Source organism: Aquabacterium soli (assembly GCF_003933735.1).
GTDB classification, from domain to species: domain Bacteria; phylum Pseudomonadota; class Gammaproteobacteria; order Burkholderiales; family Burkholderiaceae_C; genus Aquabacterium; species Aquabacterium soli.
This window is the reverse complement of record NZ_RSED01000004.1, coordinates 134,705-147,650: the sequence shown is the minus strand read 5'-3', so window position 1 is coordinate 147,650 and position 12,946 is coordinate 134,705. Positions and strand designations below refer to the sequence as shown.

10 protein-coding genes are annotated in these 12,946 nt (G+C 61.9%); all 10 read left to right on the top strand.

Going from position 1 to position 12,946, the window contains the following annotated elements:
* Window positions 1-79: 79 nt before the first annotated feature.
* On the top strand, window positions 80-1,474 hold the full coding sequence (locus EIP75_RS06320) for an undecaprenyl-phosphate glucose phosphotransferase (RefSeq protein WP_125242395.1): 1,395 nt from the start codon (window positions 80-82) through the stop codon (window positions 1,472-1,474).
* A gap of 19 nt (window positions 1,475-1,493) precedes the next feature.
* Window positions 1,494-2,786 (top strand): hypothetical protein, encoded by a 1,293-nt coding sequence (locus EIP75_RS06315; RefSeq protein WP_148100962.1) that lies wholly within the window; start codon window positions 1,494-1,496, stop codon window positions 2,784-2,786.
* 21 nt (window positions 2,787-2,807) lie between these two features.
* Window positions 2,808-3,842 carry a UDP-glucose 4-epimerase GalE gene (gene galE, locus EIP75_RS06310; RefSeq protein ID WP_125242393.1) on the top strand — a complete coding sequence of 345 codons (1,035 nt, stop codon included), beginning with the start codon at window positions 2,808-2,810 and terminating at the stop codon, window positions 3,840-3,842.
* Between the two features lie 24 nt (window positions 3,843-3,866).
* Entirely contained in the window at window positions 3,867-5,324 is a 1,458-nt protein-coding gene (locus tag EIP75_RS06305) for a mannose-1-phosphate guanylyltransferase/mannose-6-phosphate isomerase (protein ID WP_233584709.1), read from the top strand.
* A 12-nt stretch (window positions 5,325-5,336) separates the two neighbouring features.
* Window positions 5,337-5,783: a tol-pal system-associated acyl-CoA thioesterase gene (ybgC, locus tag EIP75_RS06300; protein ID WP_233584708.1), complete on the top strand. Its 447-nt coding sequence runs from the start codon at window positions 5,337-5,339 to the stop codon at window positions 5,781-5,783.
* Between the two features lie 62 nt (window positions 5,784-5,845).
* Window positions 5,846-6,571, top strand: a complete 726-nt coding sequence (gene tolQ / locus EIP75_RS06295) for a protein TolQ (protein WP_125242392.1) — start codon at window positions 5,846-5,848, stop codon at window positions 6,569-6,571.
* A gap of 21 nt (window positions 6,572-6,592) precedes the next feature.
* Entirely contained in the window at window positions 6,593-7,030 is a 438-nt protein-coding gene (locus EIP75_RS06290) for a biopolymer transporter ExbD (protein ID WP_125242391.1), read from the top strand.
* A 3-nt stretch (window positions 7,031-7,033) separates the two neighbouring features.
* Complete coding sequence (locus EIP75_RS06285; protein ID WP_125242390.1) at window positions 7,034-7,945, top strand: energy transducer TonB; 912 nt, start codon at window positions 7,034-7,036, stop codon at window positions 7,943-7,945.
* Window positions 7,946-8,082: 137 nt separating this feature from the next.
* Window positions 8,083-10,671 (top strand): GspE/PulE family protein, encoded by a 2,589-nt coding sequence (locus EIP75_RS06280; protein WP_125242389.1) that lies wholly within the window; start codon window positions 8,083-8,085, stop codon window positions 10,669-10,671.
* A 273-nt stretch (window positions 10,672-10,944) separates the two neighbouring features.
* Window positions 10,945-12,867 (top strand): PrkA family serine protein kinase, encoded by a 1,923-nt coding sequence (locus EIP75_RS06275; RefSeq protein ID WP_125242388.1) that lies wholly within the window; start codon window positions 10,945-10,947, stop codon window positions 12,865-12,867.
* Window positions 12,868-12,946: the final 79 nt, after the last annotated feature.

Genomic DNA, 12,946 nt, shown 5'->3' with positions numbered 1-12,946 from the left:
CTCCTGTCAAATTTTTTGATCCACAATCGCCCATTCAGATCTTCGGGCCGGCCGTGCCCGGGGGCAGACAGCGGTTCACATGTTCAACAACCGAAACTACAACCGGACATTTTTCAACGCGCCTCAATCGGTCACCTCCTTTGTCGCGGCCTTTCTGGAGCCGACGATCACGGTGGTGACCTTTTTGATGGTCATGGCCTGGCATGGCGAACCGGTGTTCAGAGCCTCCATGGCTTTGTGCCTGCTGGTGTTCGCCCTGACATTCCCCGGGCGCAACCGGTTCCACGACAACCGTCTTGAGGCGGCGGTGGACATCGGTACCTCATGGGTGTCCATGCTGGCCATCCTGTGGTTGTGCGGCTACGCCACCAACAGCCTGCACTTCTTCGACAGCGAGGTGATGCTCACCTGGGGCGTGCTGACGCCCTTGCTGCAGTGGGCCGCGGTGCTGATCGGCAAGTGGGTGCTGTCGCACCGCGCGGCCCAGCCTTTTGCGCGCCGCCGTGCCATTGTGGTGGGCGCCGGCCCCCTGGGTGGCAAGGTCGCTCGGGCGCTGCAGAACAACAGCGAGATGGGCATCGAATTCGTCGGCTACTTCGATGATCGGACCGACAGCCGGGTGCTGCCGGAGGCCGTCAGCATGCGGCTCGGGGGCCTGCGCGATGTTGCCAACTATGTCTACGCACATGGCGTGCATGAGGTCTACATCACCTTGCCGCTGGGCTCTCAGCCCCGCATCGTGGAACTGCTGGAAGCGGTACAGGGCACCACGGCGTCGCTGTACTTCGTGCCGGATGTGTTCGGCATCAGCATCATCCAGGGCCGTCTCCAGGACATGAATGGTGTGCCAGTGGTGGGCATCTGCGAGACACCCTTCACGGGTACGAACGCCTTGGTCAAGCGCATCTCGGACATCGTGCTGGCCAGCATCATCCTGGTGATGATCTCGCCGATCCTGATCGGGCTGGCCATCGCCGTCAAGCTCAGCTCCCCAGGCCCTGTCATCTTCAAGCAGCGCCGCAATGGGCTGGACGGTGAAGAGATCATGGTCTACAAGTTCCGCTCGATGCGGGTGATGGACAACGGCGTCGTGGTCAAGCAGGCGACCAAGGGCGATCCGCGCATCACGCCTCTGGGCGCCTTCATCCGCAAGACTTCGCTGGATGAACTCCCGCAGTTCGTGAACGTGCTGCAAGGCCGCATGAGCATCGTCGGGCCAAGGCCGCACGCGGTGGCCCACAACGAGGAATACCGGCGCCTGATCAAGGCCTACATGGTTCGCCACAAGGTCAAGCCGGGCATCACCGGCTGGGCCCAGGTCAACGGCTGCCGTGGGGAAACCGAGACCATCGAGAAGATGCAGGCTCGTGTCGAATACGACCTGGAGTACCTGCGCAACTGGACCTTGGCGCTGGACCTGCAGATCATCATCCGTACCGTGCGGTTGATGGTGTTTGATCGCAATGCTTATTGAGTTTGAAGGGTGTCGTGTGATGACGATTAGGGAATCCAGTTACTTCTTCATTTTGAATGTTGCAGCTATCGGCTGTATGTTCTTTAGCGAATCGGCAAGAGCTGAAACGCCGCTTAGTCTTGCTGTCAGTGAGAATTTGACGTACGATAGTAATATTTTGAGAAATAATGATAACAAATATCGCGATCTTGTGTCCGCAACAGGTGTGCAGTTAGGGTTTGCCAAACAATATGGGCGCCAAACATACAAGGCTTCTGGTACGGTGGTTGCAACCAGATATAAGAATTCTGATTTTTATAATAATGATGGTTACAACTTGGCCCTGGGTTTTTCCAGTCAAATCGCATCAAATTGGCTTGTTGATATAGATCATAATCGAGTGAGGCAGTTGCAGAGCTTTCAGGATCAAGGGCTTAATCGCTATAAAGAGCCAGTTGAATCTCAAGATACAAAAATATTTGTTCAATATGGTTTGTATAGTCGCTGGTCGCTGAATGCTGATGTTAATCAGAGTAAGATTAATTACAAGGTTTTGCGTAGCAATGACCGGTCTTCCCAAGGCGCTAAGGCCGGTGTTAGGTACAGTCCAACCGATTTGCTTTATTTTGATTTGGGGTATCGTAAAACAAAATCTGAACTGCCAAATTATAAGGTGATCCGAAATTCGGGTGGCGGGCAGATCAGTGAGGCGGTTGGCGAAGATGTTCAGCGTCAGGATTTGGAGTTCTCCACTCGGTGGACTGTGACTGGCTATAGCAGTCTGGATGCTCGGCTGGCATGGACTCAGGAGCACTACGATACTGATCGCCTAAGAAATTTCAATGGCATAACTGGTCGTTTGGGTTGGAATTATACGCCTTCCGGAAAAATGAGTTACACGGTCGCTATTGACCGCGATACGAATAATTCAGGCGGTAATACATCCCTTTCGTATAATATTGCGCCAGATCTTTCTGGTTTCACTGGCAATATTGGTTTCAATAGTCAGCGGCGCGCAACGACAGGGCTTTTGGTCAGGGCGACTTATGGTTTGACCTCGAAGATTTCTGTGACCGCCACCGGTGTGTATCGGCGCATCGAAGAAGAAAGTGAATCCATTTCTACAGAAATTAATGGTGGTGAAGTTAATTCGGCAAATAATCGTGGCTTGAATGGCAGTTATCGATCTGTAAATATAGGGGTCGGTTATCAGTTGTTCAGAAGTACTCGTGTGGGTTGCAGTTGGGAAACATACGCTCGATCAGCATCTCTATTTAGTCGCGATTTCAGTGGAGACAGTGTAAACTGTAATGCCATGTTTACCATCGACTGAGTCGAAAGGAGGGCTGTGTCAATGACGAAGACGGTATTGCTGACGGGGGCGACTGGATACATAGGGTCACACACTTGGCTGGCACTTTTGAATCAGGGCTTGGGCGTCATTGGCGTAGATAATTTTGTTAACAGCTCTGACAAAGTCATTGAACGTCTAAGAGATTTGACGGGCAGTCCTCCCATGTTCGTCTCAGGCGATGTACGAGAGTCATCGGTGTTGGACGCCTGTTTCGAAAAAGCCTTTCAAGCGGGGAGCGCAGTTTCTGCCGTGATCCACTTCGCGGCGCTCAAAGCGGTCGGTGAGTCCGTGGAAAAGCCGCTCGATTATTTCAACAACAACATCGGCGGTCTGATCTCCGTGTGTCAGGCCATGGAGCGCCATGGCGCTTCTCAGCTCGTGTTCAGTTCATCTGCTACCGTATATGGGCAGCCGAAGCAATTGCCCATAACCGAAGACTCGCCTTTGCAGGCCACCAATCCTTACGGCCAGACCAAACTGATGGGCGAGGAGTTGCTTCGCGAGTTGGAGCGTTGCAATCCCAAGTGGAAAATCGCCTATCTGCGCTATTTCAACCCGGTAGGCGCCCATCCCAGTGGTCAGATTGGCGAGGATCCCCGCGGTGTTCCCAACAACCTCATGCCTTACGTGGCGCAGGTGGCCGTAGGCAAGCGCGCGCACCTCAACGTGTTCGGTGATGACTACGACACGCCGGACGGCACGGGTGTGCGCGACTATATCCACGTGTGCGACCTCGCTGACGGCCACGTGGCGGCACTGCGCTATCTTGACGAGCAGCAGCAGTCGCTCACGGTCAATCTGGGCACAGGACAAGGCTACAGCGTGGTCGAGGTAGCCCGCGCCTACGAGCGCGCCAGCGGCCAGTCCATCCCCCTCGTTTACGCGCCCAGGCGCGCAGGTGACGTGGCCGCCTGCTATGCTGATCCGACCCTCGCACAAACCCTGATGGGCTGGAAGGCCCAGCGCGGTCTGGACGACATGTGCGCCGATTCCTGGCGCTGGCAATCACTCAACCCTCAGGGCTTCGAGGGCTGACCGGCCCTTGAGCAATTCACTGTCATGGCGACCTTTGACGTTCTTCCCGTGATCATGGCCGGCGGCTCCGGCACCCGCCTGTGGCCCTTGTCGCGCGCGCTGTATCCCAAGCAGTTCCTGGCGCTCAATGGCCCACAGACGCTGTTCCAGCAGGCGCACCTGCGCCTCAAGGGCCTGGATGCCACCGACATCGCGGTCGCTGCTCCTTGCATCGTCGGCAACGAAGAGCACCGATTCCTGGTGCTCGACCAGTTGCGTGAGGTCAAGGCCGACCCGTCCAGTCTGCTGCTCGAGCCCGTGGGGCGCAACACCGCTCCGGCCGTCGCGCTGGCAGCGCTGCAGGCCACGGCCGGCGGTCAGGATCCGATTCTGGTTGTCACGCCTGCCGACCAGACGGTGGTGGACGTCGACGCCTATACCGCCGCTTTGCAGACCGCGATCCGCGCGGCAGCCGGCGGCGACATCGTCATCCTGGGCATCACGCCGGATCGCCCTGAAACCGGGTTCGGCTACATCCATGCAGGCGATGCCGCGGCCGATGGCGCGCACACCGTGCAGGCCTTCGTCGAGAAGCCGGACCGCAAGACGGCCGAGGATTACCTGGCCAAGGGCGGCTACTACTGGAACAGCGGCATGTTCGTCATGCGCGCTTCGCGCTGGCTGGCCGCACTGTCGCATTTCCGCCCTGATATTGCGCAGGCCACCGAAGCCGCCTTCAAGGCCAGTGCCACCGACAATGTGTTCGTTCGCCCCGACAAGGCCGCCTTCAGCGCCGTGCCCTCCGAATCGGTCGACTATGCCGTGATGGAGCAATGCCCCCGCCAGCCTCAGGCCGGCTTCAAGGTGCGCATGGTGCCGCTGGACGCTGGCTGGTCAGACCTGGGGGCCTGGGACGCCGTCTGGCAGGTCAGCCCACAGGACGGGGCTGGCAACGCTTCCGAAGGCGATGCCCTGATCCACGACAGCCGCAACACCCTGGTGCACGCCACCTCGCGCTTGGTGGCCACCGTGGGCCTGGACAACGTGGTCGTGGTGGAAACACCCGATGCCGTGCTGGTGGCCGACCGCAGCCGCAGCCAGGAGGTCAAGAGCATCGTGACGGCCCTGAGTCAGAAGGATCGCCCGGAGGGCAGCCTGCACCGCCGCGTGCACCGTCCCTGGGGCTGGTACGACAGCATCGACCACGGCCCGCGCTTCCAGGTCAAGCGCATCATGGTCAAGCCCAAGGCCAAGCTCAGCCTGCAGATGCACCACCACCGCGCTGAGCACTGGATCGTGGTCAGCGGCACGGCCGAGGTCACCTGTGGCGACAAGGTGATCATGCTGGGCGAGAACCAGTCCACCTACATCCCTTTGGGCTCCACCCACCGCCTGGCCAACCCCGGCACGATCCCGCTGGAGATCATCGAGGTGCAGTCCGGCAGCTACCTTGGTGAGGACGACATCGTCCGCTTCGAGGACAACTACGGCCGCTCCAGTTGATCGTTCCAGTGCATGGCGGTGGCTGAACAGCAGGTGCATTTCCGCTGGCCCGTGCGGGTCTACTGGGAAGACACGGATGCCGGTGGCGTGGTGTTCTACGCCAACTACCTGAAGTTCTTCGAACGGGCGCGCACCGAATGGCTGCGCAGCCTGGGGCCCGCGCAGGAGGCCTTGCGTCGCTCAGGCCAGGGCATGTTCGTGGTCAGCGAGACGCGCATGCGCTATTTGCGTCCCGCGCGGCTGGACGATGAACTGATCGTCACCGTGCGCTTGGCCGAAGCTGGGCGTGCCAGCTTGAACGTGGCCCAGCAATGCTGGTGCGCAGGCGCCCTGCTGGTGGAGGGTGATATCCGCATCGGCTGGGTACAGTCCCAGCCTGATGGCGCCTTGCGGCCCGCGCGCATGCCTGCCGAGATCCTCGCTGCGCTGCCCGTTTACACGGATACCGCACAATCCTGACCATCCGTGGTCATTTGGGCTCTGTGCCAAGATGACGCCCTTGCATCCGGAGGCATTCCTACATGAACCAAGACCTGTCCATCCTCGAACTGGTGCTCAACGCCAGTCTGGTGGTCAAGATCGTGATGGTGCTGCTGCTCAGCGTGTCGCTGGCCAGCTGGACCATCATCTTCGCCAAAGTGATCGGCCTGCGCCGCGTCAAGGCCGACAACGACGAGTTCGACCGCGAATTCTGGGCCGGCCGCACCCTGCAGGAGCTCTACCAGGACGCCAGCCGTGGCGAGGGCCCGCCGTCGCCTCAAGAGCGCATGTTCGCCGCCGGCATGAGGGAGTTCCTCAAGCTGCGCGAGAAAAAGGTCAATGACGTGCCGGCCTTGCTCGACGGGGCTCGCCGCGCCATGCGCGCCAGCTACCAGCGCGAGATGGACCTGCTTGAATCCCGGCTCGAGTTCCTGGGCTCGGTGGGCTCGGTCTCGCCCTATGTGGGCCTGTTCGGCACCATCTGGGGGATCATGCACGCCTTCACCGGCCTGTCGAACCTGCAGCAGGTAACGCTCGCCACCGTGGCGCCCGGCATCGCCGAGGCCCTGGTGGCCACGGCCATCGGCCTGTTCGCCGCCATCCCCGCGGTGCTGGCCTACAACCGTTTCGCGCGCGACATCGACCGCGTCGCCACGCAGCTGGAGTCCTTCATGGAAGAGTTCTCCAACATCCTGGCGCGCAACGCCCTGCTCGCGGCGCCGGCCCCCGTGGCGACCGACGCCGGCCGCGCCTCCACCTTCCGCTGATCAGCACACCGAGGCAAGCCCATGGCCGAGACCAGTCTGCGCAGCCGCCGGCGGCGCACCAAGAACGAGATCAACATGGTGCCGTTCATCGACGTCATGCTCGTGCTGCTGATCATCTTCATGGTCAGCGCCCCCTTGATGCCCACCGGTGTGGTGGACCTGCCCAGCATCGGCAAGGCCAGGCAGGCGCCCGACAAGGTGATCGAGGTGGTGCTGGGCAAGGACGATGCGCTCACGATGAGCATCGACAAGGCTGCGCCGGTGGCCATCGACCTGGCCAGCCTGGCCGAGCGTGTGAAGGACGAGCAGGAGCGCGCCGCTGGCGGCCCCGACAATGCGCCCGTCATCATCAGTGCCCGCAAGGATGTGCGCTACGACGCCGTGGTGCAGGTGATGGACCGCCTGCAGCGGGGCGGCGTCAAGCGCGTCGGCCTGGCGGTTAGGACGACCGGAGGCTGACGGGTGGCGACTGGAGTGATCGACCCCTCCGGACCGTTCCTGCGCCCCCGTGGCGCAGACGATTGGCGCCCGGGCCTGGTCATGGCCCTGGCGGCCCACGGGCTGCTGCTGCTGGCGCTGGTGTTCAGCGTGAACTGGAGCACCACGCAGCGCGAAACGGTGGAGGCCGAGATGTGGTCCGAGATCCCGACGGCGGCCACCCGCACGGCCCTGCCGGAAGCGGCGGCGCCTGAGCCGGCGCCGGCCCCGCCGCCGGTCGAGGCGCCCCCCCCTCCGCCCCCCCCCCCAGCGCCCGCGCCGGAGCCCGAACCTGCCCCGGCCGAGATCCAGATGCGCAAGGAGCCGCCCAAGCCGGTCAAGGCCAAGCCGCCTAAGGAAGTGTTCGACTCGACCCCGCCGAAGCCGGTCAAGAAGCCTGAGCCCAAGCCCGAGCCTAAACCTGAGCCTAAGCCCGCCCCTAAACCGGAGCCCAAGCCGAAGCCCGAACCCAAGCCTGCCCCGGCTGAGCCCAAAGCTGCGGCCAAGCCTGCACCTGCGCCCACCCCGCCCGGGGCCACTGCTGCCGAGCGTGAGCGTGCCCGCAAGGCCGCCATTGAGCGCATGATGGCCGACCTGGGGGGGCCGGCCTTGAGTTCCGCCGGACCCACAGGCAACTACGCCGGACGCATCGTGGCCCGTGTCAAGCCCAACATCCTCTTCACGGAGACTGTGTCCGGAAACCCGGTGGCTGAGGTCGAGGTGCGCAGTGCCGCCGATGGCCGGATCATTGGTCGCCGCCTGGTCAAGTCCAGCGGTCTGCCCGCTTGGGACGACGCTGTGCTGCGCGCCATCGACAAGACCGAGGTACTGCCTGCTGACGAGCGTGGGAAGGTGCCTCCGTCGATCCAGATCGAGTTCAAGTACCGGGACCTCTGAATTTGGGGTGACGGGCTGGTCCAGACGGATTAGCGAGGGATAAGTCACGCATTTGTCCGCATCCCTTTGAAACTGTTTTCATAACATGGCAATCGAATGAATGCGAGGCTTGCGCAGGCCTCGCCTGAAGGAGATCCATGTCCGAGTCATCCCTGCCCCCGCTGTCCTGGTCGGTCGATTCTTCCGGGTCAGACGATCTGCCTCCCATTGCCATGGAGGAAGGCGGCGCCGTTTTGCTGAACGATGAGGATGACGAAGCCGGCGACGCCTTTCGCTGGCCGACGCCGCCGTTCGCCACCTACCCGGCGCCGACCCTTCAACGCGAGCACGAGGCCTGCGAGTTCGAGGGGCTCAACGGCAAGCTGATGAAAGGGCGCCTGGTGTTCTTCGAGCCAGGTGAGTCGCTGGCCCAGGTGCAGGTACCGCCAGCCCGCACCACGATGCCACTGCGGTTCAGCCAGTTCCGCACGCTGTTGCTGACCCGCCCCTGCAAGCCCACCGTGCATGCCGAGGGCGATGACCCCCATGCCTCCATGCTGGAGCAGCGGCCCATCGCTGATTTCCACGTGGTGCTCAAGAATGGCGAGCAGCTCGAAGGCACCACCATCGGCCATGTCGAGAAAGAGTTCGGCCTGTTCCTGTTTCCGCCGATGGACGGGCAGGGATCGGTGAGCCGCCTGTTCGTGCCGCGCGATGTGTACGCCAGTTTCGAGGTGGGGCCGCGCATCGGCGAGGTGCTGGTGTCCACCCAGTCGGTCACGTCGGCCCAGGTGGAGCAGGCGGTCGAGGTGCAGCAGCAGATGCGCAGCCAGAAGCTGGGCGACATCCTGGTCACCAAGCACGTGGTCTCACCTGACCAGTTGCTGATGGCCATCGAGCAGCAAAGCCGCATGCCCATGGTGCGCATCGGCGAGGCGCTCACCGCGCTGGGCCTGATCTCTGATTCGCAACTGTCGGAAGCGCTGGAAGAGCAGAAGCGAGACCGCAACGTGCCCCTGGGCGAATTGCTGGTGCGCCTGAACATGGTGTCGCGCCAGGACCTGCTCACCGCGCTGGCCCGCAAGATGGGCTACCCGCTGGTGGACGTGCAGAAGTTCCCCATCGAACCCGAGGCGCTGCGCAAGGTGCCTTACAACGTAGCAGCCCGCCTGGAGGCCTTGCCGCTGCTGATGCGCGAATCCAGCCTGATCGTGGCGGTGGAGGACCCCAGCCGCCGCCTCACGCTGTCGGAGCTCGAGTTCATCGCCCAATGCAAGATCGTGCCGGTGCTGGGCCAGCCCACGCACATCCAGTGGGCCCTGCAGGATGCCTACGCCAAGATCGGGGCGGACATGTCCACGCCCATGTTCGCCAAGATGGCGTCGAACGCGCCCATCCCGCTGGAGCTGGATCCGGAGGACTCCAACTCGCTGGTGGCCAACCTCGAGAAGGAAGGCATCGACGCGGTCAACCTCGAAGACGACAAGTCGATCGAGCAGAGCGACAACTCGCTGGTGCGGCTGATCAACACGATGATCGTCGAAGCGCACCAGCAGGGCGTCTCCGACATCCATGTCGAGAGCTACCCGGGCCGCGAGAAGATCAAGATCCGCTTCCGCAAGGACGGTGCCCTGGTGCCCTACCTGGAGCTTCCGCACAACTACCGCAGCGCCGTGATCGCGCGCATCAAGATCATGTGCGACCTGGACATTTCCGAGCGACGCAAGCCGCAGGACGGCAAGATCAATTTCGCGCGTTTCGTGCCCCAGTACAAGATCGAGCTGCGCGTGGCCACCATCCCGACCAACAACGGGATGGAAGACGTGGTGATGCGGATCCTGGCCTCGGCCAAGCCTTTGCCGCTGGACAAGATCGGCCTGAGTCCCTGGAACCTCACCAAGCTGAAAGAGGCCATGGAGCGCCCTTACGGCCTGGTGTTGTGCGTGGGCCCGACCGGCTCCGGCAAGACGACGACCCTGCACTCGGCGCTGAGCTTCATCAACGTACCGGAGCGCAAGATCTGGACGGCCGAGGACCCGGTGGAAATCACCCAGCCAGGCCTGCGCCAGGTGCAGATCAACCCGAAGATCGAGTGGACCTTCGCCAAGGCGTTGCGCGCCTTCCTGCGGGCCGACCCCGATGTGATCATGGTGGGAGAGATGCGTGACGGCGAAACCGCCAGCATGGGCGTGGAGGCGTCGCTGACGGGGCACCTGGTGCTGTCCACCCTGCACACGAACAGTGCGCCCGAGACCGTCACGCGCCTGCTGGACATGGGCATGGACCCGTTCAATTTTGCCGATTCGCTGCTGGTGGTGCTGGCGCAGCGCCTGGTGCGCCGCCTGTGCACGCAGTGCCGTGTCAGCGAGCCGGCGACCGACGAGCAGGTCGAAGAGCTGCTGGCCGATTACCTCCACGTTTGCCCCAAGGACGACGCTCGTTTCACGCCGGATGTCATCCGAAGTGACTGGCTCACGCGTTTTGGGAAGGAAGGGCGCCTGCACAGGTACACCAACACGGGCTGCGCGCACTGCAACAACACTGGTTACAAAGGACGCGCGGGCATCCATGAATTGATGGCGGTGAGTCGGGAATTGCGGCGGCTGGTGCAGACCGGCGCCCGGGCGGAGGAATTGCAGCGCCAGGCCCTGATAGATGGCATGCGGACCCTGCGCCAGGATGGCATCGAAAAGGTGCTCGCCGGTGTGACGGGCATGGAAGAGGTGCGGGCGACGAGCAATGCCTGATCGCGGCGTGGTGGCAGGGCCATACCGTCAACATTGGACGTCATGAGGATTTGTTGCGTAGGTACCGCACCCGCAACGCGAAAAAGGTGCAAGATAGGCACCAACAAGTCACGATCAAGCGGCCGAAACCCTGGTTTCTCCCCGATTGAACCAACTGTGATTTGATCGATCTTTGGTGACATGACGATGCACTCCACGTGCGTCTCACCAGTGCGGATCTGGCGGAGGCACCTCAGTGCATCGACTCTCTGTGACGATGGACCGGAGGTATGCATGGACGTGATCAGCAACTTCGCCGCTCGCTACGAGCGCACCCGCGAAGAAGAGTATTCGCTCGAGGAATACCTCGAGATCTGCAAGAAGGACAAGACCGCCTTCGCCACAGCGGCCGAGCGCATGCTGCAGGCCATCGGTGAGCCGCAGATGGTGGACACCCGCAACGATCCGCGCCTGTCGCGCATCTTTGCCAACAAGGTCATCAAGCTTTACCCGGCCTTCGAAGAATTCTTCGGCATGGAAGAGGCCATCGAGCAGGTGGTGAGCTACTTCCGCCACGCCGCCCAGGGCCTGGAAGAAAAGAAGCAGATCCTGTATCTGCTGGGACCGGTAGGCGGCGGCAAGTCGTCCATCGCCGAACGCCTGAAGCTGCTGGCCGAACGGGTGCCGTTCTACGCCATCAAGGGCTCGCCGGTGAACGAGTCTCCGCTGGGCCTGTTCGACCCGACCGAAGACGGCCCGATCCTGGAGAAGGAATACGGCATCCCGCGCCGCTACCTGCAGCGCATCCTGAGCCCCTGGGCCGTCAAGCGCCTCGACGAGTTCGGTGGCGACATCCGCCAGTTCCGTGTCGTCAAGCGCTACCCCAGCATCCTCAAGCAGGTCGGCATCGCCAAGACCGAGCCGGGTGATGAGAACAACCAGGACATCTCCAGCCTGGTGGGCAAGGTCGACATCCGCAAGCTCGAGACCTATGCGCAGGACGATCCTGATGCCTACAGCTACTCCGGTGGCCTGTGCCTGGCCAACCAGGGCCTGCTCGAATTTGTGGAAATGTTCAAGGCGCCGATCAAGGTGCTGCACCCGCTGCTGACGGCCACGCAGGAAGGCAACTTCAAGGGCACGGAAGGTTTCGGCGCGATCCCGTTCGACGGCGTCGTGCTAGCCCACTCGAACGAGAGCGAGTGGAAGGCCTTCCGCAACAACAAGAACAACGAGGCCTTCCTCGACCGGATCTACATCGTCAAGGTGCCGTACTGCCTGCGCGCTTCTGAAGAGATCAAGATCTACGAGAAGCTGGTGCGCGGCTCTTCCCTCGCGCAGGCGCCATGCGCCCCGGGCACGCTGAAGATGATGAGCCAGTTCGCCATCCTCACGCGCCTGAAGGAGCCCGAGAACTCCAGCATCTACAGCAAGATGCAGGTCTACGACGGCGAGAACCTGAAGGACACCGACCCCAAGGCCAAGTCCATCCAGGAGTACCGCGACTACGCGGGGGTGGATGAAGGCATGAGCGGCATTTCCACGCGCTTCGCCTTCAAGATCATCTCCAAGGTGTTCAACTTCGACAGCGCCGAGGTCGCGGCCAACCCGGTGCACCTGATGTACGTGCTGGAGCAGCAGATCGAGCGCGAGCAGTTCCCGCCCGAGCTGGAGCAGAAGTTCATCGCCTACATCAAGGAGATGCTGTCGCCGCGCTACGCCGAGTTCATCGGCAAGGAGATCCAGACGGCCTACCTGGAAAGCTATTCCGAGTATGGCCAGAACATCTTCGACCGCTATGTGACCTACGCAGACTACTGGATCCAGGACCAGGAGTACCGGGACACCGACACGGGCGAGATCTTCGACCGCGGCTCGCTCAATGCCGAGCTCGAGAAGATCGAGAAGCCGGCTGGCATCTCCAACCCGAAGGATTTCCGCAACGAGATCGTCAACTTCGTGTTGCGCGCCCGGGCCAACAACGGTGGCAAGAACCCGCTGTGGACCAGCTACGAGAAGCTGCGCACCGTGATCGAGAAGAAGATGTTCAGCAACACCGAAGAGTTGTTGCCGGTCATCAGCTTCAACGCCAAGGCCAGCGCCGACGAGGTCAAGAAGCATGAGGACTTCGTCAACCGCATGGTCCAGAAGGGCTACACCGCCAAGCAGGTCCGCCTGCTGTGCGAGTGGTACTTGCGCGTGCGCAAATCGTCATGACCTGATCGGAGACCTATGCGGCAAGGTGCAGCAGCAGAGCAGACGACGGGCCCCCGGGTGGGCCGTCCCCAGCGAGGCC